Annotated in this window: 20 protein-coding genes and 2 tRNA genes; 11 read left to right on the top strand and 11 right to left on the bottom strand. The window is 67.5% G+C overall.

The window, feature by feature from the left end:
* Positions 1-11 precede the first annotated feature (11 nt).
* Positions 12-962 carry a prephenate dehydrogenase gene (locus ACWDMM_RS10785; RefSeq protein WP_435406538.1) on the top strand — a complete coding sequence of 317 codons (951 nt, stop codon included), beginning with the start codon at positions 12-14 and terminating at the stop codon, positions 960-962.
* 43 nt (positions 963-1,005) lie between these two features.
* Here the strand turns inward: ACWDMM_RS10785 and ACWDMM_RS10780 are convergent, their stop codons facing one another.
* Genes ACWDMM_RS10780 through ACWDMM_RS10770 form a run of 3 tightly spaced genes read right to left on the bottom strand, consistent with a single transcriptional unit; the run spans position 1,006 to position 5,704 of the window.
* On the bottom strand, positions 1,006-1,620 hold the full coding sequence (locus ACWDMM_RS10780; protein ID WP_280516576.1) for a putative glycolipid-binding domain-containing protein: 615 nt from the start codon (positions 1,618-1,620) through the stop codon (positions 1,006-1,008).
* Between the two features lie 50 nt (positions 1,621-1,670).
* On the bottom strand, positions 1,671-3,890 hold the full coding sequence (locus tag ACWDMM_RS10775) for an ABC transporter ATP-binding protein (protein ID WP_449937077.1): 2,220 nt from the start codon (positions 3,888-3,890) through the stop codon (positions 1,671-1,673).
* Positions 3,891-3,892: 2 nt separating this feature from the next.
* The gene (locus tag ACWDMM_RS10770; protein WP_357207052.1) at positions 3,893-5,704 is read right to left on the bottom strand and encodes an ABC transporter ATP-binding protein; all 1,812 of its coding nucleotides are present in this window, start codon (positions 5,702-5,704) and stop codon (positions 3,893-3,895) included.
* Positions 5,705-5,925: 221 nt separating this feature from the next.
* Here ACWDMM_RS10770 and ACWDMM_RS10765 point away from each other — a divergent pair, with 221 nt between their 5' ends.
* Entirely contained in the window at positions 5,926-6,204 is a 279-nt protein-coding gene (locus tag ACWDMM_RS10765) for a putative quinol monooxygenase (protein WP_449937074.1), read from the top strand.
* Here ACWDMM_RS10765 and fadD32 read toward each other — a convergent pair.
* Together fadD32 and ACWDMM_RS10755 are read right to left on the bottom strand one after the other, a co-directional pair.
* Positions 6,201-8,129, bottom strand: a complete 1,929-nt coding sequence (gene fadD32 / locus ACWDMM_RS10760) for a long-chain-fatty-acid--AMP ligase FadD32 (RefSeq protein ID WP_195079747.1) — start codon at positions 8,127-8,129, stop codon at positions 6,201-6,203. The two genes, ACWDMM_RS10765 and fadD32, sit on opposite strands and share 4 nt — an antisense overlap.
* A 108-nt stretch (positions 8,130-8,237) precedes the next feature.
* Positions 8,238-9,488 (bottom strand): KasA/KasB family beta-ketoacyl-ACP synthase, encoded by a 1,251-nt coding sequence (locus tag ACWDMM_RS10755; protein ID WP_195079746.1) that lies wholly within the window; start codon positions 9,486-9,488, stop codon positions 8,238-8,240.
* Between the two features lie 334 nt (positions 9,489-9,822).
* Between ACWDMM_RS10755 and ACWDMM_RS10750 the strand changes: the two genes are divergently transcribed.
* The 6 genes from ACWDMM_RS10750 (at position 9,823) to ACWDMM_RS10725 (ending at position 15,015) form a co-directional block, all read left to right on the top strand.
* A complete protein-coding gene (locus tag ACWDMM_RS10750) occupies positions 9,823-10,956 on the top strand; it encodes a DNA cytosine methyltransferase (RefSeq protein ID WP_195079898.1) in 1,134 nt (377 codons plus the stop codon).
* Positions 10,953-11,381: a very short patch repair endonuclease gene (locus tag ACWDMM_RS10745; protein WP_195079745.1), complete on the top strand. Its 429-nt coding sequence runs from the start codon at positions 10,953-10,955 to the stop codon at positions 11,379-11,381. The genes ACWDMM_RS10750 and ACWDMM_RS10745 overlap by 4 nt, the downstream gene beginning before the upstream one ends.
* A gap of 218 nt (positions 11,382-11,599) precedes the next feature.
* Positions 11,600-12,289, top strand: coding sequence for a DUF998 domain-containing protein (locus ACWDMM_RS10740; RefSeq protein WP_449937071.1), 690 nt, complete (start codon positions 11,600-11,602; stop codon positions 12,287-12,289).
* A gap of 575 nt (positions 12,290-12,864) precedes the next feature.
* Entirely contained in the window at positions 12,865-13,257 is a 393-nt protein-coding gene (locus tag ACWDMM_RS10735) for a RidA family protein (protein WP_449937069.1), read from the top strand.
* A 553-nt stretch (positions 13,258-13,810) separates the two neighbouring features.
* A complete protein-coding gene (locus ACWDMM_RS10730) occupies positions 13,811-14,527 on the top strand; it encodes a maleylpyruvate isomerase family mycothiol-dependent enzyme (RefSeq protein ID WP_357108694.1) in 717 nt (238 codons plus the stop codon).
* Between the two features lie 89 nt (positions 14,528-14,616).
* Complete coding sequence (locus ACWDMM_RS10725; RefSeq protein WP_449937066.1) at positions 14,617-15,015, top strand: YunG family protein; 399 nt, start codon at positions 14,617-14,619, stop codon at positions 15,013-15,015.
* Between the two features lie 49 nt (positions 15,016-15,064).
* Here ACWDMM_RS10725 and ACWDMM_RS10720 read toward each other — a convergent pair whose 3' ends face one another.
* A complete protein-coding gene (locus ACWDMM_RS10720) occupies positions 15,065-16,270 on the bottom strand; it encodes a helix-turn-helix domain-containing protein (protein ID WP_449937063.1) in 1,206 nt (401 codons plus the stop codon).
* A gap of 154 nt (positions 16,271-16,424) precedes the next feature.
* Positions 16,425-17,021 (bottom strand): pentapeptide repeat-containing protein, encoded by a 597-nt coding sequence (locus tag ACWDMM_RS10715; protein WP_357108704.1) that lies wholly within the window; start codon positions 17,019-17,021, stop codon positions 16,425-16,427.
* Between the two features lie 629 nt (positions 17,022-17,650).
* Here ACWDMM_RS10715 and ACWDMM_RS10710 point away from each other — a divergent pair.
* Both ACWDMM_RS10710 and ACWDMM_RS10705 read left to right on the top strand, forming a co-directional pair.
* Entirely contained in the window at positions 17,651-18,565 is a 915-nt protein-coding gene (locus ACWDMM_RS10710) for a hypothetical protein (protein ID WP_357108707.1), read from the top strand.
* 572 nt (positions 18,566-19,137) lie between these two features.
* Positions 19,138-19,584: a tyrosine-type recombinase/integrase gene (locus ACWDMM_RS10705; RefSeq protein WP_449937061.1), complete on the top strand. Its 447-nt coding sequence runs from the start codon at positions 19,138-19,140 to the stop codon at positions 19,582-19,584.
* A gap of 24 nt (positions 19,585-19,608) precedes the next feature.
* Here the strand turns inward: ACWDMM_RS10705 and ACWDMM_RS10700 are convergent.
* The 3 genes from ACWDMM_RS10700 to ACWDMM_RS10690 form a co-directional block, all read right to left on the bottom strand.
* Positions 19,609-19,681, bottom strand: a tRNA-Arg gene (locus ACWDMM_RS10700).
* Positions 19,682-19,715: 34 nt separating this feature from the next.
* Positions 19,716-19,805 (bottom strand) — tRNA-Ser (locus tag ACWDMM_RS10695).
* Between the two features lie 88 nt (positions 19,806-19,893).
* Positions 19,894-20,598: a dienelactone hydrolase family protein gene (locus tag ACWDMM_RS10690; protein ID WP_357108714.1), complete on the bottom strand. Its 705-nt coding sequence runs from the start codon at positions 20,596-20,598 to the stop codon at positions 19,894-19,896.
* A 117-nt stretch (positions 20,599-20,715) separates the two neighbouring features.
* On the opposite strand from ACWDMM_RS10690, the gene hisC reads away from it, so the two are divergent.
* On the top strand, positions 20,716-21,789 hold the full coding sequence (gene hisC / locus ACWDMM_RS10685; RefSeq protein ID WP_357108718.1) for a histidinol-phosphate transaminase: 1,074 nt from the start codon (positions 20,716-20,718) through the stop codon (positions 21,787-21,789).
* Here hisC and ACWDMM_RS10680 read toward each other — a convergent pair.
* Entirely contained in the window at positions 21,786-22,859 is a 1,074-nt protein-coding gene (locus ACWDMM_RS10680; protein ID WP_195079738.1) for an alpha/beta hydrolase, read from the bottom strand. The two genes, hisC and ACWDMM_RS10680, sit on opposite strands and share 4 nt — an antisense overlap.
* Positions 22,860-22,885: the final 26 nt, after the last annotated feature.

The raw sequence follows: 22,885 nt of genomic DNA, 5'->3' as shown, positions 1-22,885 counted from the left end.
AATCTGTTCCGGTGACTTCGGCGAAGAAAGCACCCGTATGCGTCCTCGGGACCGGTTTGATCGGCGGGTCGCTATTACGCGCGGCCGTCGCCGCGGGCTACGACGCCTGGGGATACAACCGCTCGCCGGTGGGCGCGCGGGCCGCCCGTGCGGACGGGTTCGACGTCACCGAAGACCTACCGGCCGCGCTGCGGCGCGCTGCGGAGAATGACGCGCTGATCGTCGTCGCGGTGCCGATGCCAGCGGTAGATCACATGCTTTCGGCGATCGCCGACTACGCGCCGGAGTGCGCGCTCACCGATGTGGTGAGCGTGAAGGGACCGGTCGCGGCGGCCGTACGCGAGCACGGTCTCGCCGCGCGGTACGTCGGCGGGCACCCGATGGCCGGTACGTCCGAATCCGGCTGGGCCGCCACCGATCCCGCGTTGTTCCGCGACGCGGTGTGGGCGGTCGGCGTCGACCAGGGCACGCGGGCCGACCCGTGGACGCGCGTGGTGCGACTGGCGCTGGACTGCGGCTCGGTGGTGGTGCCGGTGGCGGCCGCGGAACACGATCGCGCGGTGGCCCGCATCTCCCACCTGCCGCATGTGCTCGCCGAGGCACTGGCCGCGGCGGGCGCCATCGGAGGCGATCTCGCGCTGGGGCTCGCGGCCGGGTCGTTCCGGGACGGCACCCGCGTCGCGGGCACGGCGCCCGATCTGGTTCGCGCGATCTGCGAACCGAATTCGGCGGCGCTACTGGAAGTTCTGGACGAAACACTCACCGTGCTCAGCGCGGCGCGCGACAGCCTGCGCGACAAGCAGTCCCTCGCGGACCTGGTCGAAGCCGGACACGACGCGCGACAACGCTACGAATCCGCGCGACGCTGGGAGATCACCGGCATCCGTCCTGGCGACCACGAATGGCTGGAAGACCTGCGGACGGCGGGCGAGCGCGGCGGGGTCATCACCCGGCTGGACTGACCGCGCACCACGACGCTGTCGCCGGACTCCGATGAACGCGGTTTCAGATCCGTTCGGCCAGGCCCGGGTAATCCAGCAGGAAGCCGTCGGCGTCCACCGTGACCGTCGCGCTGGAGACCGGCGACAGCACGCTGATGCCGTCGGCGGCGCTGCTGTAGATCAGCGTGGCCTCCTGGACGAGCAGGTCGGGAAGGCGCACGTAGACCACCGGGACCTGCACGTCCTCGACCGCGTGTTGCAGGTCGTAGCGGCGGATCGGCAGGGTGTTGAAGAACGGGCTGAGCACCACGTCCACGTCGAGCGCTCCGGCGAAGGTAGAGCGCACGTGGTTGCCGCCCGCGTCGATGAGCCAGTAGTTCTCCTCGTCGCGGGCGATGGAGGCGTGCCGCTCCCCGGCGGCGGTCGCGGTGCGCACCGACAACCGCTTCGTCACGCCGTTCTCATCGGTGACCAGGTCGTATGACGCGCTGAACGCGGGATGGTCCGCGCTCGCGCCGCCGATCATGCGCCCGGCGGCGCGGATGCGGTTGCCGTTGAGCTGCACCCGCACCGACTCCATCCGGGTCGCGTCGTGGGCGCGCCAGGTGAGGATCGCCGGCCACCGGGATTCCTGCGTGCTCGCGGCGGGGCTCTCGGGGTCGGAGGATGGGGTCGTCACGTATCTACCGTAAGCGACATCCACCTCCGGCCCGTAGAACCCACCGCTCATCACACGAGCGACTCCCGCCACGCCGCGTGCAGGTCGGCGAACCGGCCGGTCCCTGCGATCAGGGCATCCGGCGCGCCGTCCTCGACGATCCGGCCGGACTCGAGCACCAGCACCCGATCGGCGATCGCCACCGTGGACAGCCGGTGCGCGATGATCACCGCCGTGCGCCCGTGCAACACGGTCTCCAGCGCCCGCTGCACCAGCCGTTCGCTGGGGATGTCCAAGCTCGAGGTCGCCTCGTCCAGCACGATCACGGCCGGGTCGGCCAGGAACACCCGCGCGAACGCGACCAGCTGCCGCTGCCCGGCCGAGAGCCTGCCGCCGCGCTTGCGCACGTCGGTGGCGAAACCCTCGGGCAACGCCTGCACGAAGTCGTACAGACCCACCGCGCGCGCCGCCGCGAACACCTCCGCGTCGGTGGCTTCCGGCCTGCCCAGCCGGATGTTGTCGGCCACCGAACCGGAGAACAGGTAGGACTCCTGGGTGACCATCACCACGTTGCGGCGCAGGTCGGCGTCGGAGAGTTCGCGCAGGTCGATGCCGTCCAAGGTCACCACGCCGCCGGACGGGTCGTAGAACCGGGTCAGCAGCTTCGCCAGCGTCGACTTGCCCGCGCCGGTCGCACCGACCAGCGCGATGACCTGCCCGGCCGGGATGTCCAGGGTGAACTCCGGCAGCACCGGTCGCGTCCGGCGATCCGACCGCACTGGCGAGTCCGCGGACTGTATCGGCAGGGCGTCGGCAGGCGCGGCCGGTTCCGCCGCGACGGCGCTGCTCGTGGAGCGCTCGGCCACACCCGTGGACGCACCGGGCAAGGCATGCGAAGCGGCAAGCGGCTTGTCGGTCGGGGCGTCAGCCGGGCTACGCACATCCGACAGGCCGCCCGACCCGTCACCGGTCGCGGCGTCGGCCTCGGCCGGGCTTCGCACCTCCGACGTCCCATCCGGTCGGACCGCCGAATCACTCACCGCACCGGCATGACGGCCGCCGTCCTCCAGCTGGGCACCATCCGACTTCGCCGATGCGCCGCCGCTGTCGGCCGAGTAGCCGAACCACACCTTCTCCATCCGCACCGCGCCGGTCGCCTTCTCCAGCGCGACCGGTCGCGCCGGCTCCGGCACCGACGGCTCCTCCTCGAGCACGCCGGAGATCTTCTCCAGCGCGGCCGCAGCGGACTGGTAGGCGTTGAAGACCTGCGCCAGTTCGTCCAACGGCCCGTAGAACTCGTTGAGGTACAGCAGGTAGGCCGCGAGCACGCCGACCGCGAGGTCACCCTCGATCACCCGCCAGGCGCCGACCACGATGATGATCACCGTGGTCAGGTTGCCGAGCAGTTTGGTCAGGCCCGAGTAGTCGCCCATCCCGCGCATGGCCGCGATGGTCGCGCGGCGGTATTCGGAGTCCTCGACCGCGAGCACCGACTCGTTGCGCTGCTCTCGGCGGAACGCCTGCACCGCCCGCATGCCGCCCATCGACTCGACGAACTGCACGACCACCTTGGCGATCGCGGCGCGCGTGCGCCGGTAGCCCGCCCGCTGCCTGCGCTGGGCCCAGCGGGTGACCAGCACCAGCGGGACGAACCCGGCCAGCACGATCGCGGCCAGCACCTGGTCCAGGTAGATCAGCAGCGCCGCGATGGTCAGCACCGACAGGATCGCGCTCAGCGCCTGGTTGAGCGCGCTCTCCAGCAATTCCTGCAACGTCTCGATGTCGCCGGTGAGCCGCGCCACCACCTTGCCCGAGGTGTACTTCTCGTGGAACGCGACGCTGAGCCGCTGCACGTGCGTGAACGCGCGCACGCGCAGGTCGAACAACACGCTCTGGCTGAGCCTGCCGGTCACCCGCAGGAACGTGTACGTGCAGATCAGGCCGAGCAGGATCGAGCCGACGTATCCGGCCACGGTCCTGGTCAGCGGCGCCCAGTCGCCCGCGATCCCGCGTGCGATGCCGGCGTCCAGCGCGTGCGCGACGAACAGCGGCGCGGACACCTTCGCGACGTTGTCCAGCACGATGAGCGCCAGCGCGAGGCCGGTGAGTTTCCGGTAGGGCTTGACCAGGTCGAGCAGCAGCCGCCGGGAACGTCCGGCCAGCACCAAGTTGCCGGTCTCGGTGACCTCCTTGTCCTCGCCCGCGATGCCGCGCCAGTCGGCCGCGGCTTCCGGGAGGGTCGAATCACCCTCCTGCGCTTCGTCTTTCGAGGTAATGGTCGTGGTGCTCACAGCTACTCACCTCCCATCAGTTCGCGGTAGGTCCTGCTGGTGCGCAGCAGTTGATCGTGGGTGCCCTCCGCGACGATCCGTCCGTCGGCGAGCACCGCCACCCGGTCGGCCAGCGCGGCCGTGGACGGACGGTGCGCGACCAGCAGCGTCGTCGCGTCGGCCAGCACGGTGCGCAGGCGTTCCTGCACCCGCTCCTCGGTCTCCACGTCGAGCGCGGACAGCGGGTCGTCGAGCACCATGATCCGGCTGCGCCTGCCTTCGCCCGCGCCGGTGAGCACCGCGCGGGCCAGCGCGAGTCGCTGCCGCTGGCCGCCGGACAAGCTCAGACCCTGTTCGCCGATCCTGGTGTCCAAACCCCACGGCAGGTCGTCGACGAACTCGGTGGCCTGCGCGACCTCGAGTGCGCGGCGCACATCTGCGTCGGTGGCGGACGGGTCGCCGAGCGCGACGTTCTCCCGCACACTCGCCGAGAACAACACCGGGTCCTCGAACGCGACCGACACCAGCGACCGCAGGTCGGCGAGCCGCATCGCCGCGATGTCGATGCCGTCGATGGTGATCGCGCCGCCGGTCACGTCGTACAAGCGCGGGATCAGGTTGAGCAGTGCGGTCTTGCCGCTGCCCGTCGCGCCGACCAGCGCCACCGTCTCACCGGGGCGCACCCGCAACGACACTTCGCGCAGCACCTCGTGCTCGGCGTCGGGGAACGCGAAACTCACCTGCTCCAGCCGTAATTCGCCGCGGATGCGGTCCGGCAGGAGCACCGGCTCGGCCGGATCGGTGATGTCGACGGGGGTGTCGATGATCTCCCAGTACCGGTCGGCCGCGGTGCGCGCGTCGTTCAGCTCCGCGAGCAGGAAGCCGGTCCAGATGATCGGCCACTGCAGGAAGGTCGCGAGCGTGATGGCCGCGATCAACGTGCCGAGCGTCATCGTGCCGTGCGCCACCGCGTAACCGCCGTAGCCGAGCGCGAACGCGATCGCCAGTTGCGGGATGCTCAACATGCTCGACCACAACGTCGCGTCCAAGCGCGCTTTCAGCAGCTCGGTCTGCCGCAGCTGCTGCGCCTGCGCGGTGAAGCGGCGGCCGAAGAACACGCCCCGACCGAACGCCTTGAGCACCCGCACGCCCTGCGCGGACTCCTCGGCCGTGGTGGCCAGGTCTCCGGACTGGTCCTGCGAACGCCGCGACGCCACCGCGTACCGGCGCTCGAAACGAATGCAGATGAACACCAGCGGAATGGCGATCACCGCGAAGATCAGGCCGATCTGCGGGCTCAGCCCGATCAGCACGAGCAGGCCGATCGGGATGATCACGCAGTGGATCAGCAGGAACGGCCCCGCGAAGGCGACGAACCGGCGCATGGTGGCCAGGTCGTCGATCGCGCGGGACAGCAACTGGCCCGACTCCCACGCGTCGTGCCTGCCGATCGACAACGCCTGCAGCTTGCGAAAGATTTTGGCGCGCAGTGTGATCTCGATACGCGTCGCGGGTGCGGCGATCAGCCAGCGGCGTCCCCACACGCCACCGGCCTCCACCAGGCCCAGCGCCAGGACCACGGCCACCGGCCCGAGCGCTCCCGCGAGATCGCGGCGGGCTATCGGACCGTCGATGATCCGCGCGATCATCAGCGGAATGACGACGGCCGTCAGGCCGGACAGCAGCGCCAGCCCGCTCGCGGCGAGCAGAATGCGGACGTGCGGACGCAGGTACGGCCAAAATCGGCGCAGGGAATGCAAGCGGCCCGTGGCGGCGGGCCGCTCCGATATATCGGCCTCCGATTCGGCCGACGACACGTCCACTGTGACAGACAAGACTCCCCCTCTGGTTGCTGGCGGCGGAGAACGGGACCCACGGTGATGTTCGCAGCGGGGTCCGACATCTCAGGGTCGCACCGCAACGCGCGCCGACCAACCGATTTTCCGGCGACCGCCGGGCATCACGGCTCGTCGCTGCGACGGATGCGGCACCCATCAGCCCAGTCCACAACCTCTAGCGGACTCGAGGTCAAGCCGCGCGGATCTAGACTCCGGACATGCTGATCGTCGCCGGATACCTGCGCGTCACCGATCGCGACCGCTACCTCGACCGCTGCCGGGAAGTCGTGGCGCTCGCCCGCGCCTGTGAAGACTGCCTCGACTTCAGCCTGGGCGCGGACCTGCTCGAACCCGATCGGGTCAACGTCTACGAGCGCTGGACGACCCGTGCCGCGGTGGAACGCTTCCGCGGCACGGGCACCTCCGGCGACCTCGACACCCAGATCGTGGGCGCCGAGGTGCGGGAATTCGAGTACGAGACCGAGACCAGGCTCTAACCGACGCCCGCGGTCTCTTCCTCCCACTCCTGCGGCGCGTCCGGGAAAGCCTGTTGCTGGTGGCCGCCGCGCAGCGTGCCCTCCAGATAGGCCGCACGGCAGGCGCGACGGGCGATCTTGCCGCTGGATGTGCGCGGGATCGACCCCGCGGGCACCAACAGCACGTCGCGAACCGTGACGCCGTGGCGCTGGGAGATCGCCGCGCGCACCGCGTCGGCGATCGGCTGCGGCTCCAGCTTGCCCGCGCGGGCATTGCGCTCCGCGACGATTACCAACTGCTCGGAGGTGTCCTCGGCGTCGAACGTCAGCCCGGAGCGGCTGCCCCGCTCGAAGACCAGTGCGGGCAGTTCGTTGGCCGGCACCGAGAACGCCGCGACGAAGCCGGGACGCAGCGCCGTGCTCGATTCCTGGGCCGAGAACTCCAGATCCTGCGGATAGTGATTGCGGCCGTCGACGATGACCAGGTCCTTCACCCGTCCGGTGATGTACAGCTCGCCGTCGAGATACGCGCCGAAGTCACCGGTGCGCATCCAGTGGGCATCCGGCGGCGTGCCCTCCGCGTGGCTGCCCTCGGGCAATCGAGCGGTCAGGTGGGCGCGGAAGGTGGCCTCGGTCTCCTCGGCACGGCCCCAATATCCGATGCCCATGTTCTCGCCGTGCAACCAGATCTCGCCGACCTCGCCGTCGCGCCGCTCGGTGCCGTGTTCGGGGTCCACGATCACCGCCCACTGCGATCGCGCGACGTATCCGCAGGAAACCTGCGCGATCGCGTTGTCGGCGTCCGCGGCGACCTGAACCATGCGCCCCGCGTTCAGCTCGGCCCGGTCGACATGAACGACTTTCGCCTTGTCCTGGGCCCTGGTGGCGGAGACGAACACCGTCGCCTCTGCCATCCCGTAGCACGGCTTGATCGCCGTCTCCGGCAAGCCGTACGGCGCGAACGCCTCGTTGAACTTCTTCATCGACGACACCGACACCGGCTCGCTGCCGTTGATCAGCCCGATCACATTCGACAGGTCCAATTCCTCGCCCGGCTTCGGCTTGCCGCGCGCCGCCGCGTGCTCGAACGCGAAATTGGGTGCGGCGGCGAAAGTGCCCGCGCCGTCCGAGGCGGCGGCCAGTTCCTTGATCCAGCGATAGGGACGGCGCACGAACGCGCTCGGCGACATGATGGTGATGAATCCGCCGCCGACGGTCGGCAGGATCACGGCCAGCAGACCCATGTCGTGGAACAACGGCAGCCAGGTGACCCCGCGCGAATTCTCGGTGACGCCGATCGCGTCGATCATCTGCAGAAGATTCGTGCCCACCGCGCGGTGGGTGATCGCCACGCCGGCGGGGGTCCGGGTGGAACCCGAGGTGTACTGCAGATAGGCGATGCTGTCGATGTTGATGTCCGGGCGCACCCAGGATGCGCCGACACCGTCCGGGATCGCCTCCACCGCGATGATGCGCGGACGCTCCTGCGGTGGCAGGTGCCGGAAGAATTTCCGCACCCCGCCCGCCGCCGAACCCACCGTGAGGATCACCGCGGGCTTGCAGTCGCCGAGCACCGCGTGCAGCCGATCGGTGTGCCCGTGCTCCTCCGGATCGAACAGCGGAACCGCGATGTTGCCCGCGTACACCGCCGCGAACAGCGAAACGACGTAGTCGAGTCCTTGGGGCGCGAGAATCGCCACCCGGTCACCCGGCCGTGTGACCTGTTGCAGCCGGGCCGCCACCGCACGCAGACGCACGCCGAACTGCCGCCAGGTCAGTTCGTGGTATTCGCCGTCCCGCTCCCGGGAGTAGTCGATGAAGCGGTAGGCGAGGTCGTCGCCGTTCTCCACGCTGTGCTTGTCGACGAAGTCGATCAGGGTCTTGTCCCCGGGAATTTCGATATTGCCCTGATCGTCCAGATAGTCGTCGAAGGTTTCGTCGATCATCGCCTTATCCTTTTCCAGCGCACAGACACTCCGGCCGTGCAATGACACCGAACACAGGTCGATAACGAAGCGTCGGGAAGGCTAGCAGGTGTCCCGGCCACCTGGCGGTCAGTACCGGCCGAAGGCGAGCGCGACATTGTGCCCGCCGAATCCGAACGAATTGTTCAACGCGTAATCGATACGGCCTTGCCGCGGGCTGCCGTGCACCACATCCAGATCGATCTCGGGATCCTGGTTATCCAAATTCAGTGTCGCGGGCACGATTTCGTCTCGCACGGTGAGCACCGTGAGCACCGATTCGAGCGCGCCGACCGCGCCGATGGAATGACCCAGAGCCGATTTCGGGGCGTAGACCGACGCGTGCGTACCCACGGCAGCGCCGATCGCGCGCGCCTCCGCCGTGTCACCGATCGGAGTGGCGGTCGCGTGCGCGTTGACGTGCGTGACATCGGTCTTGGCCAGCCCGGCGGTCCGCATCGCCCGGGTCATCGCCCGCGCGGCGCCGGCGCCACCGGGATCCGGCGCGACCAAGTGGAAGCCGTCGGAGGTGACGCCCGCGCCCATCAGCCTGGCGTGGATGGTCGCGCCGCGCGCTTTGGCGTGCTCCTCGGTCTCCAGCACCATCAGCGCGCCCGCCTCGCCGAAGACGAAGCCGTCGCGGTCGGCGTCGAACGGACGCGACGCGCTCTTCGGCTCGTCGTTGCGGGTGCTCATGGCCCGCATCATGGTGAACGCCGCGATCGCGAGGGCCTGGATGGAACCCTCGACGCCGCCGGTGACCATCATGTCGGCGTCGCCCATGACGATCGTCCGCCACGCGTTGGCGATCGCCTCCGCGCCCGAGGAACAGGCCGACACCGGCGTCGACACCCCGGCCCGCGCGCCGAGCTCCAGCGCGACGCAGGCCGCCGCGCCGTTCGGCATCACGGCCTGCACCGTGTACGGCGACACCTTGCGATAACCCCCGTTGTGCAGCTTGTCCCTGGCGTGCACGATCGCCTCCGCGCCGCCGAGCCCGGTGCCGATGGACACCCCGAGACGGCACTTGTCCACCTCGGGGCTGCCCGCGTTGCGCCAGACCTCACGCCCGAGCACGACGGCCAGCTGTTCCACGTAGGAGAGCCGATGGGCCTCCACCGCGTCCAGATACACGGCGGGCGGGACCTTCAGATGCCCGCCGATGCGGACCGGCAGCTCGAACGTCTCGATGAAATCGTCCTCCAGTACGTCGATACCGCTGTCGCCGTTGAGCAAGCCTTTCCACGTGGAATCCACGTCACCCGCGATCGCCGTGGTCGCCGCGAGGCTGGTGACCACGACCGAGGGGAACTGTCCGTTTCTGGTGGAAGGCATCTGCATGTTTCGCTCACTTTCCCTAGCGTCGCTCTGGAACTTCGTCGAGCAAAAGCACTGCGAGCGCGCCACCAGGATCGTGGGCGGCCCGCACGGATGGCACTGGAGCGCAGGCGGATCAGCCGGTCATCACGTCCCGGTGCGACCACCCTTGTGCATTATTGGAAAAGCGCATCGATCGCACGGCGTGACACGCGGACCGTACCAGGTGCGGGGGGCGATGGTCGCGTTGTTCGGGGATCGCCTCGGACGACTCGAGTAACCTGCTCCCCGGGCACGGGGCGCGCGGGCGGCGTCCGGTGTGGACGCGAGAAAGGGAAGGGCGTTGACGGGCGCGCGGATGGTCGGGCTGTTCGCCGGGATCGGCGGGCTCGAGCTCGGCCTCGGCAGGCACGGCTGGCACACCGAGCTGTTGTGCGAGATCGAGCCGGGGGCCCAAGGCGTGCTCGCCGCCCGTTTCCCCGACGTGCCGCTGCACGCCGACATCACCCGGCTGCGCGCGATTCCGGCGGGAACGGAGCTGGTCGCGGCGGGATTCCCGTGCCAGGACCTCTCCCAGGCCGGGCGCACCGCCGGCATCACCGGCACGCGTTCGGGTCTGGTCGACGAGGTGTTCCGGCTGGTCCGCCGCAAGCGGGGCCCGCGCTGGCTGTTGATCGAGAACGTGCCGTTCATGCTGCAACTCGGCCGCGGCGCGGCCATGCGGCACATCACGAGCGCGCTCGACGACCTCGGCTACACCTGGGCCTACCGCGTGGTGGACGCCCGCGCGTTCGGCCTGCCGCAGCGCAGGCAGCGGGTGCTGATGCTGGCTTCCCGCACCGAGGACCCGCGCGGGGTGCTGTTCGGCGAGGACGCCGGGCCACGCGCGATCGGCGACCCCGAGATCGATCCGTGCGGCTTCTACTGGACCGAGGGAGTGCGTGGACTGGGCTGGGCGGTGAACGCGGTGCCGACGCTGAAAGGCGGCTCCGCGCTCGGCATCGCCAGCCCGCCCGCGGTGCGGCTGCCGTCCGGGGAGATCGTCACGCCCGGCATCGCCGACGCCGAACGTCTGCAAGGTTTCGACGCGGGCTGGACGGCGCCCGCGACCGAGATGCCAGGCATCAGGAAAGGCCACCGCTGGAAACTGGTCGGCAACGCGGTGAGCGTGCGGATGGCGGCCTGGGTCGGGTCGCGGCTGGCCGCGCCGCTCGAACCGGTCTCCGGCGATCAACCCCTGGCGCCGGGTACCCCGTGGCCGGTCGCCGCGTGGGGCCACAACGGCGCCGCCTACCGGGTGCCGGTCTCCACCTGGCCGGTGCACGAGCCGTATGAGGATCTGGCCCACTTCCTCACCGACGCGCAGCTGCTGTCCGCCCGCGCGACGGCCGGATTCCTGCGCCGCACCACCATGGGCAGTCTGCGTTTCCCGCCCGGCTTCCTGGCCGACGTGGAAAGCCATCTCGATCGCATGGGTGGATGGGCGGCATGAGCGGCAGGCCGGAGACCGACGCGGCCACCAGCGCGCGGATGTCGCGCCAGCGGCGCACCGGAACCGATCCTGAGCTGGCTCTGCGCCGGGAACTGCACCGGCGCGGACTGCGCTATTTCGTCGACCGCGCACCGATCCGGGGCCAGCGCAGGCGCGCCGACCTGGTGTTCCCGCGCAGGCGCGTGGCGGTCTACGTGGACGGGTGCTTCTGGCACCGCTGCCCGCAGCACGCCACCGATCCGAAGAACAACGCCGAATGGTGGGCGGCCAAACTGGCGGGCAACGTGGCCAGGGACCGCGCCACCGACGCGGCGCTCATCGCCGCCGGGTGGCGCGTGGTCCGCGTCTGGGAGCACGAGGATCCCGTGCGTGCGGCCGACCGCGTGCAGGCCGAGCTGTCAGCGGTGACGCACCCGCACCAGTGAACGCGGAGCGTGCGCGGCCAGATAACCGGACACCACCATCACCGTCATGACGGCGATTCCGGCGGCGGCAGTCGCGAAACCGAGCATGGGGACCTCCTCGAGTTGCAGCTGTCGACCAGCGTGGCGGGCGAAGCTGACAAGACCCTGTGTGCCGGATGGTAATGACGTGTGCGGCCCGCCGCTGTCCGGCGCGCTCGGGCGACCAGCAGAATGAAGGCGTGACGAGTGGCCCGAAGATCTCCGTTCGGCGCCTGCGGCCGGCGACGGTGCTGGTCGCCGCGGCGATCGCGATCGCTGGGCTCTGCTACTCGTCCTGGGTGCTGCAATTCGTGTTGAGCATCGACCTCGACCCGGTCGATACGTTCCTCAGCGAATTGGACGCGGAGGGCAAGCCGTACCGGGAGGTGTTCGCGACCGCCGATCTGATCGTCGGCGTGGCGCTCGTGCCCGCGGCCCTCGCCGGGCTGCTGCTGTTCCCACGCCGCAGGCTGACCGACGTCGGCTGGATCGCGCTGTTGTGCTTCGGCGCGGCGACCGTCGCCGACGTCCTGCTGCCGCTGCACGACTGCGTCCCTGGTGAGAGCGGGTGCGGCGGTCCGAGCGAACTTTTCCCGCAACTGCATCAGCCACACGCGCTGACGAGCACGCTCGCGGTGACGTCCATCGCGGTCGCCGCCTTCGCTTTCAGCCTCGCCGCCTTCCGCTACCGGCGCTGGCGGGTACTGCGCGAGTTCGGCCTGGTCGTGCTGGTGATCGGCTCGGTAGCGACGGTGTGGATGCTGGTCGCCGACAATCTGCCAGGCAACTATGCCCTCGGCATCGCCCAGCGCATCCAGGTGGGGGCGATGTCGCTGTGGTTGATCGCGCTGGCCGCGGCGGTGATCGTGGAGGGACGGGAACCCAGCTGACGCGCCGTCCGAGTGGCGCGATCCTCCCTGCTTTCCAGTCGAGCGTGCCGAACACAAGGAGCCCGCACGACACACGGGGACCATTCGAAGCCAGGCGGCGATCCGTGCGAGCGCCTTCGATGCGACCTTCTGGAGTCGTACCGAACGGAGAGCGATGACGCGTCTCATCAGCCACGGCCGGGCGATGACCACCGACCTGCCCGCGCCTGTCCCCGGAGTGCGGACGCCGTGCGCGCCCGACGCCGCGGTTCGGCAGCACTTCCGCGCTGTCGCGGGGCTGCGGCTGGATGGTCGTCTTGATGATCGGCGGCGCGCGACCCTGCTCGCTTCATCGGCGCACTCGACCACGATCTGCCCACGCGAGACCACAGGTACCGGGAACGCCGTGCGCGCTGCCGCCGCTGATCAGCATCACCTCCGCGCTGTCGCGGGGCTCCAGCCGGACCGATCGGCGGCGCGAAGTTCCCCTCGCTGACAGCGCGCACTCACGTCGCGCCACGGCTACCGCCCGGGTGCCGTCAGCACTGTGCTGTCCACCGAACGACCGCGCCGAGCGCCGTGCGATGCTGTCGCGCATGAGTGATCGCGTGAACATCGCCTCGGGTTCGGAGTTCGAAGACATCGTCGGCTACTCGCGGGCGGTCCGGCTCGGCGATGTCATCGCGGTCAGCGGCACCACAGCGTCGGCTCCCGGCGGCACGGCGGTCGGCGGCGACGACATCGGCGAGCAGACCAGGGAAACCCTGCGACGCATCGCCTCCGCGCTGGATGAGGCCGGCGCGAGCCTGGCCGACGTGGTGCGCACCCGCATCTTCGTCACCGACATCGCCCGCTGGCCCGAGGTCGCCAAGGCGCACGCAGAGGTCTTCGGCGACATCCGTCCCGCGACGGCGATGTACGAGATCAAGGCGCTGATCAACCCGGCACTGCTGGTCGAGATCGAAGCCGACGCGATCGTCGGGGGGTAGGAATTCCGGCTGCCGTGGGTTCGTCCGGAATCAACCGGAAGCCGGTCGTGCGGACCGGACGGATCGTCACGCGAAGCGAGCTGTAGTACCCCGGCCAGCTCAGTCCTTGCGGTTTGTCGCCCTCGACGGGCGGGCGGGATGGTTTGCCGAACCGCCTGTTCGGCGAAACCTGCCGTCGAACACGGCCACAGCGTTGCGGCCGGGATTCGCCTGATGCCTGTATGACACCCCCTGCCGGAACCACGCTTTGTCGCCCCTCGACAGACACACCGGACGGTCCGCCGCACCGCGCCGGACCGCCCGTGCGGCGAAACCCCGCCGCCGAGTGGAACGACGGCACCGCTGCCGGAATCCGTTTGAAGGCCCTGTGGGCACGAAGACGTTCCGAGGCGATGCCATCGGGCAGCCGGAGCCGAACCCATATCCAGCGGCGGCCAGACCGGTGAACGACTGTAGGCATGCGCTCGCAGGGCATGATTTCCACTGGCCTCAATCAGCCGAGCGCGGCTCGTCGTTCGCGGCGGACCGGGCCTTGGCTCGCTAGGGTCGAACCGTGACCACCGCCTCGCAGACCCCCGTGCAAATCGACACCGTCGCCGAGGCGACCGCACGCCTGCTCGACACCATCCGCGGCCTCGACGAGCACGCCGTCACCGAACCCTCCCTCCTGCCCGGCTGGACTCGCGGCCACGTCTTGGCCCACCTCGCCCGCAACGCAGACAGCTTGGTGAATCTCCTGCTGTGGGCCCACACCGGCGTCGAAATCCCGCAATACGCCAGCGCTTTCCTGCGCGACGCCGACATCGAGGCCGGCGCGCCCCGCCCACTCGCCGAGCAACTCGCCGACAACGAGGCCGCCGCGACCCGTTTCCTCGGCCTGGCCCGCTCACTCACCGACGACGCTTGGCGCGCACAGGTCCGCACCCGCCAAGGCCGCCCCATCCCCGCGACCGAAGTCCTGTGGATGCGCCTGCAAGAGGTCGAAATTCACCACGTAGACCTCAACGCGGGCTACACCCCCACCAACTGGCCCGCCCCATTCGTCTCCCGCATCCTCCCCCAAGCCACCGCCGACCTCACCCGCCTCACCACCGAATCGCCCCTCCCCTTCACCATCCAAGCCACCGACACCGACTTCACCACCCCCCTCGGCCCCTCCCCGACCCAAACCATCTCCGGCCCAGCCCCCTCTCTAGCCGCCTGGCTCCTGGGCCGCAGCCCCGGCACCGACCTCACCGGCCCCCTCCCGCCCCTCCCAGCCTGGAAATAACCACGAGTGGCACACCACTGCGGCATCGGCCGAGAAGCCCTCTCGCTGGTGTGCCACTCGCGAGCGCCGGTGCGCGGTACGTTGGGCTGGTGGGTCTTGGAAAGTTGGAGACACTCGCAATCGCGCTGTACGAGTCCTGGGCTGAAGATACGAGCAGTGCTCGAGACTGGACGGGAGGCGACCGTGCGAAAGGTCAATGCGCCGTCACAGCGTGCGTCGTCCAAGACTATCTCGGTGGCGATATTTTGAACACCGTTGCGTTATTGCCCAATAATAAGACGGTGTCGCACTATTTCAATATCGTGGATGGTCGGGCAATCGACCTCACACGCGGGCAGTTTCCCGAGGGGACCACATTTACCAAACCGAAGGCAAAGCCAGGCGGATACGACTCCACGCGCGCGTATTGCCTCTCGTACGAAAGTACCCGCCTTCGATACGAAAAACTACGCAGCCGGGTTGCCGAATATATTGCTGAAAACGAATAACCCACACGTCGGGGTGTAGCCGACCGGCGGCGGCAGCGCTATGGCAGCATCAGTCCGCCATCCACTTTTCCAAGAATGTTCGTGCCTCCGGAACCGACGAGTACGACCGCAACTTGTCGACGATCTTGCCCAGGGCGGTTTGAAGCCGGGTTGATGCGACGGCTCGAAGGCTGTCGAAGTTGGCGGTCAACGTGCCGCAGCCATCGGCGATGGCTCCGGATCGAATCGAGTTCTGTGCTAGGCGAATCTGCCAGGCTGCCAGTTCACGCGGATAACCCGCAGTGCCGTTGACGGCGCATTGCAAGTAGGTGCCGGCTGTCCGGTGATCACCCAGGCGCATAAATGCCAGTCCGGTCAAGCCACTGAGCTGAGCTTCGGGCAGGTGGGCGAGGTAGTCCGGGTCGTGTCCCCTTGTCGACTCATAGGCTCGATGCGAGCGACTCACAGCCGCCGCCATGGCGGTCCGGTCACCGATCACGCTGCGCGCTTCCGCTTCACGAATCGCCGCTAGTGCACGCAACATCGGCCCTCCATTGCGCCGCGCGGCGAGTTGGGCGGCCTCCGCCAGCTGGACACCTTCCTTCGGCCGTGAACCCTCGCGGTGCGACAGCAAGCAAGCGTTGATCCAGGCATGGGCAGCGGCGATGCCATCACCTGCCGCCGTGGCCGCCTGCGCGGCATCGGCGTAGTAGCGACGCGCCTCGGCCCAACGACCCGCGTCATAGTGGACCCACCCTGCGGCAGTCATCATCTCAGCACCAGCGCTGGTCAGCGCCTTGCCGATCTGGTCGGTGTAGCTACCGGAGTCCAACAACTGCTCGGCATGCCGCACTCCGTTGGCAGTGATGGAGCACAACCGGTCGCCTCCGCTTATCAACTGCAACTCATGAATCTGATTGATACTGTCAACGATTCGCTCGACATCTGTTCGACCGACCTTGATGCGCCCGCTTCCAACCGCACCACGAGACAGCCCTCGGCCTGCTGCCATGGCGCCATCAGCACCTACCGCCCCCGTCTTGAAGAACTGACGTCGATTCGCGTCCGCCTCCTGGTCGGACTCCACCGCAAGTATGGAAAGCGGAACCTGCAGCGCTTTTGCCACGCGGCGGAGAACACGGACATCGTAAACCGCCGGGCCGTCGCGCTCCAGGTTGGAGACGGCTGGCTGTGCGAAGTGAATGAGCGCACCGAGTTCCGCCTGTGTCATACCGGCGGACTTGCGTATCCGGCGAATGGTCTCGCCGGTCGTCATGAACACCATCACGTACCCCCAGTTACGCCGCATATTCGTTGTGGACCGGACCTTTGTCTACCATTAATCTTCTGCGGATCGGCACCATATACTGATTTCCATATATTTCAGCGGAGATTACTCGTATGGGTGAGTACCACGAGGATCCATTGGCCTATGCGGGTTGACCAACCTTGACATCCACTGCGCCGTTCGACGTGAACCAACGCAGCAACTCCAATCCATCCAGCAGATGTGGAGAGCCGATGCCGATGTCGACGGGTCCGATCACCAAACCGCTGGCACCGTCGACCGCGCAGCCTGCCATCCGCGCCCCCGAAAGTCTTGTCCGCCCGAATACGCAGTCCCGAAGATTGCCATCACGTAGATCTGATCCCGAGAACGAGGCACGTTGCAGCTGTGCGCCGCAGAGGTCGGCGCTACGGAAATCGGACTGAGCGAAGTCAGATCGTTGCATGTCGGCACCACGAAACTTCGCGCGCGGAGCGTGGCAGCCACGCCCCTGAACCTTTCGAAGATCGGCACCGCTCAGATCAGCTTCCGAAAGCTGAGCCCTGGTGAGCCAAGCGGTATACAGATCGGCTTCGACCAGCAGCACCCGGTTCATGGTGGACTCACTGAGCTCTGCGCCGAGCAGGTCAAGACCGGATAGATCCGAACCCGCGAAATCCAGTCCGTGGCCGTTGAGAAGCGACGAAGTCGTCCGCTCCGCCAACAGGCCTGCGGGCAGCCTTTCCAGGTAATCGGCCAAGGCCCGATAGGCGACCGGATCTTCCGGCCAACGACGGACACACCGTCGGTCCTGACGAGACCTCTCGGGCCTCACCGAAGGGTCCGAACGGTTTGACTTCCCCCATCCCTCACGCCAACGATGCTACGGATCTCGCATGCCGGCCAGCAACGTACCATCTCCGACCCTCCGACCGGCCTTACCGACCACAATGGTCGATAGATGCCAACTGAAAAGTACGGAGGATCCTTTAAAGAGACTGGTGGGGCCTCCGAAAAGTGCGCCCGAGTGGATGCGGACCCTGACCTTCCGCTCCGTAGGCACAGGCGACGTGCGAGACCATCAGGGCCACAGTGGGATTCACACGTTGCGCCCGGCGCCTGAGTGCGCGGATGTCGTCCGTGTTGTCGTCAACCGTGTCGTCACCTTCATAGATCTGGCTGGATTTGTAGGGTGGGCTCCGCATGCTTATGGTCATGAGGCCCTTGGTGGCATCCCTCGCTAGCTGGTAGTCCTGCTTCTCGTCAGCGAATCCAGTGCAACGCGGCATGGCGAGGACTACTCTCTCGCAGAGCTTTTCATTCACGCGCAGGTCTTCGGCAGCTTCGTGCTGGTGAAGCCTCGCAGTCCCGAACCGAAGCGAGGCATCATTGACATCCTCGGAGTTTCCGGCCGTAGATAGCCCGCACCACTATGCACTCCTGATCCGCGAGGGGATACCTCCGGATGAGCCGAAGGTCGTGTATGTGCACGTGCGGCGACTTGAAGACGCCGATGTGCTGCGCTATCGCGAGGCGTACAACACCCTGGACGGCATACTCAATGTCAACGTGTTCACGTATGTCAAGGAGACCTTCAAAGGTTTCATGAATGCGGTTCAAGCTGATGTCCAGGAGCTGCAAGAATCGAAGTATTCACCTGCAAACCCCGACGGCATCATAGCCGTTGGAGTGCGGATGCGGACCGCAGTCCTGAGTATGTGCTCTGCGCTCTATTTTCATCAGGAGCATAATTACAAGCAGATTGTGCGAAAGTTTGGCGAGAACGGTTCTGAACACAATAAGGTTCAAAAAATATTCAACCGATTATTTGAAAGAAGCCCGGAGTATAGGCTGCTGTATCACCTGCGCAATACCATGGTTCACTATGCTTTGGATGTCGTGAGAATCAGTGCTGGCGCGCGACTGGTTGACGAGGTTCCGGTTGGTTGGACTGATCCGAAAGTGGATATTTCAGCGATGATCGAACTCAATACGGAACTCAAAGAGGCCTATCGCCGGCAGCTCCGAGCCATGGCCGAAGATCCAAGCATATTAGAGCTAGTGTCAAAGGCAATGCCGCTCGTATTCGAAGCCAATGAGAAGATTTTACGAGTTATTCACCCGGAGGTGGACGAAGCCTGTCAGGCGGCATCAGAATTTGACGCAATTTTTGCCGATCAAGAAGGCGTTCGAGCGCTGGGCTATTGCGATGGGTCATCGCAATGGAATAAGTGCCCTAAATACACCCCATGGGCATCAAATGTAGTGGAGTATGCAATAAAGAACGCTCCGAGTCGAGGGTGACAGCGGCTGGACTGCTGTGTGGTGGTTTGCGCCCAAAGACGGGCTGGCTGCGCCTGCCCCTTATCGGCCTGCCATCGCGCGTAGAGGCTCCGGGGTCAAGAGTGACGATAGCCATCACGCAGTGACGCCGTAGGCGCTCTTGATGCCCACTGGGGGGCGTGATAGCCCTCGGATCAGTCAGACCGCCGCAGCCGGTGAGGAACTGGTGACCGGCGAGCCTTGTCGGCTGGATGCGGTGACCTCGTTGTGTATCCGGGACCTCGGCGGGACCACAGCCGGTGGACCGGGCAGAGTGCCGGCCGATTCGTGCTCGGCTGCGGAGTAAGTCGGTACGGCTCTCGTCGTGCCCAGCACTGCTTCGGTTGATGCAAAAGCGACCAGACAGGAACTGGGTGCGGCCCGGCGGCCGAGTGTCGCCGACGCGCTCGACGCGCCGCGAGCGACGCCCCATCAGCCGCGCTGCGTGTCGCAGCGCGGCGAGCGGCGCGAAGCGCCGCCGGGGCGCTCTTGATCCTGTATGGCGAAATTCGGGGCAACTCGCACAGTCAAAGCGCGTCAGGAGAACCGATCGTATGACTGGTCTCGCGCTGACGCCGGAGCGTCGAACGCAACTGGCCGAACTGCTCGGCAACGAGTCACGGCTGAAGGCTGAGTACCCAGGGGTGGCTGAGTACCTGGACACTGCGCCGATGCTGTCGGGGACCGGCGATGCAGAGACTGATGCAGCGTTCGATGTCGACCTGGTCGCTGGACGGATTGATCTGGAGAAGGCGCTGTACCGGGTCGGCGGCACCCCGCTCGAACCGCGGAACGTAAATCGGGCTTTCGCTCAGCTGGTGAAGAAGGCAGGTGCCCGGCCGATCCGGTTGCACGATCTGCGGCACTCGTGCGCGACGTTGTTCACGATGGGCGTTGAGGCGGCGACCGTGCAGCGCGACGGGGTGACCGGATGGACGCGCTGTTCGAGTGACATTGTCGTCAATGGTGTCGTCAGAGATGCGAAAAGGTCCCTCCGCTGATTCCGGAGGGACCTTCTACTCGCGTGCGCCCGGAGAGACTCGAACTCCCAACCTTCTGATCCGTAGTCAGATGCTCTATCCGTTGAGCTACGGGCGCATGTGTTATTCAGTTGTACCCGGTTTCCCGGGCGTGGCGGAGGCGAGAGGATTTGAACCTCCGGTCCCCGTGAAGGGACAACTCATTAGCAGTGAGTCCCATTCGGCCGCTCTGGCACGCCTCCTGGAGCCTTCTCTTCGAGGGCACCGGTCCTTTCGAACCGCCGAGCAGAAAGGTTACAGCAGCTACGGACCAGATGACAAAACGGCTGGTCAGCGTAGGTTACTGTCGAACCAATCGAAGATTCTGGTCTGCGAATCGACCGCGTCGCCGTCGTCCGCCTCCGAGGTGTCGGCTCGGTGGTGCAGGCCGGGGTAGGTGACCACGAGGCTGGCGACCGCGGCGCGAGCGGTCGCGTCGCGTAGCTCGTCGACCTGGGCGGGCGGGGTGGCCGGATCGTCCACGCCGAACAGGCCGAGCCACGGCGCCTGCAAGTTGGGGGCGGCGCGCACGAGGGCGTCGGCCTCGGCGGTGAGCGGCTCGGTGATGCCGTGCGCCGCGACGCTCACCGCGGCGCCGATGGGGCGGTTGGTCGCGACGAGGAACGCGGCGGTGCCGGCGGAATCGAAGCCGAGCACGCCGATGGTGTCGGGGAACACCCCGCGCCGGGTGAGCCAGTCGAAGCAGGCGTCGAAGTCCGCGAACAGCTCGTCGCCGAAGACTCCGACGCCGGGGTCTTCGTCCGCCCGATGGAAGAGCTTGGGCGCGACCACGGTCCACCCCTCGCCGGCCAGCGCGTTCATCAGGTCGCGCAACGCGCCGGTGAACTCGCGCGACTCGTGCAGCAGCACGATGCCGCCGCGGGCGTTTCCTTCCGGCTCCACCACAGTGATGGGCACCTGCCCACCGCTGGTCTGCCGCTCGTCTTCCTGGTCGCTCGCCCGCAGCGGGGCCATATCGTCGTAGGTGCCCGACATGAAACCAGCGTAGGGCGAGTTGCTGATCTTCGGTAGAAATTGCACGTGAGGGCCTATATCCAAGAGAATTTCCGGTACGCCGATCGGGCTTTTTCCGGCGCGGATTAGGGTTGGAGTGTGACAGCGCAGATCCGGCCGGACCTCGAATCGATCCCGGCGTACACCCCCGGCCGCAGCAATCCAGGCGCGGTCAAGCTGGCCAGCAACGAGACGACCGTCGGTCCGCTGCCCGCCGCCGCCAAAGCCATCGCCGAAGCGGCCGAACTGGCCAACCGGTATCCGGACAACCAGTCCACCGAGCTGCGGACGGCGCTGGCCGAGTTCCTGGGGGTCGGCTTCGAGAATGTCGCGGTCGGTTGCGGCAGTGTGGCGCTGTGCCAGGAACTGGTGCAGATCACCTGCTCGTCACCGTCGGACGAGGTGCTGTTCGCCTGGCGCTCGTTCGAGGCGTACCCGATCGTGACGAAGGTGGGCAACGCCACCGCGGTGCAGGTGCCGCTCACGGCCGGTCAGGTGCACGATCTGGACGCGCTGGCGGCCGCCGTCACCGAGCACACCAAGTTGATCTTCGTCTGCAACCCGAACAACCCGACCGGTACCGCGGTCGGCCGCACCGAGCTGATCCGGTTCCTGGACGCGGTGCCGTCGCACGTGCTGGTGGTGCTGGACGAGGCGTACTACGAATACGTGCGCCTGGCCGACCACCCCGACGGCGTCGAGATCGGCCGGACCAGACCCAATGTGGTTGTGCTGCGCACCTTCTCCAAGGCCTACGGCCTGGCCGGGCTGCGGGTGGGCTACGCGGTGGGCGATCCGGCCGTGATCACCGCGCTGCTGAAGGTGCACATCCCGTTCAGCGTGAGCAGGCTCGCGCAGGCGGCGGCGGTCGCGTCGCTGGAGGCGCGCCACGAATTGCTGGATCGCACGGATCTGCTGGTCGTCGAACGCGAGCGGGTGCGCGACGCGCTGGTGGCGGCCGGGTACCCGGTGCCGCCGAGTGAGGCGAACTTCGTCTGGCTGCCGCTCGGCGCGCGCAGCGCCGAGTTCGGCGAGGCCAGCGCGGCGGCCGGGGTGCTGGTGCGGCCGTACGGGACCGATGGCGTGCGCGTCACCATCGGCGACCCGCACGAGAACGACCTGTTCCTGAGCTTCGCCGCCGAGCCGGAGGTGCTCGCCCGGTTCCTCGGTTAGCGGACGCCGATCGCGGGCGCGATGGTCGGCCAGGAGAGGGCGAGTTCGTCCTCCCAGTACGGCCAGGAGTGCGTGCCGGTGGCGCGGAAGTGCGCGGTGACCGGGATGCCGAGCGACCGCAGCCGGTCGGTGAGCCGCCGGGTGCAGGCGTTGGTCGCGGCCTCCAGCGGGCCGCCGAAGGTGATGGCGCTGGGCAGGTCGACGTTCGGCGTGCCAGGCACGTCGTGCACGCCGGGCAGACCGCTGCCGACCGAGAGGTAGATCGTCTTGCCCCGCAACGCGTCCGCGTGCAGGGTGACGTCGTGCGCCAGCCAGTCCGGGTCATCCTGCTTGCCGAACATGTTGTCCGGCTCGCCCATGTAGGTGGCGACCACGGCCCGCGCCTGCGCCTGGCCGATGTCGGTGCCCATGGAGAAGCAGCCGCTGTGCGCCCCGATCGCTCGGTAGAGCGTCGGCTGCCGGAAGGCGAGCATCATCGCGGCCTCCGCGCCCATCGAGACGCCCATGACCGCGTTGACGCCGTTGCCGTCGAACTTCGCGTCGATCAGCGGGGGCAGCTCCTTGGTCAGGAACGTTTCCCACTTGTTGGTGCCCAGCACCGGGTCGGGCTGCTGCCAGTCGGTGTAGAAACTGGCCGGCCCGCCGACGGTGAGCACGACGTTGACGTCCTTGTCGGCGTAGAAGCGGTCGGCGTGCCCGAGTTCGGTCCAGTTGTTGCTGTCGGGGCTCGCGCTGCGGCCGTCGAGCATGTAGACGGTGGGGCGCGGGCGCGACTGATCGCGCGGCAACAGCACCTGCACCTCGACCACCCGGCTCATCGCGGGCGAGGCGACATAGACCCGCAGCCAGCGATCGTTGATCGGTTCGATGCGCTCGATCCGCGGGGTCGACGGCTGTTTACTGGTCGGCTCGGCCGGGCCTGGACCGTCGGCGGATCCGGTGTTGACCGGTGGCGTGTTTCCGGGCGCCGCCGTGACCTGTGGAGCACCCAACGACACCACACCGGAGACGAGTGCGGCACTGATCAGGGCGCTGGAAAGCCAACGCCGCACCCCGCGGCGACAGAGCATGCGACCCATCCTGCCAGAGACATCGA

The organism is Nocardia sp. NPDC003726 (assembly GCF_053586955.1).
Note: the sequence above shows the minus strand (reverse complement) of the source record. Positions and strands in the feature narration are given on the sequence as shown.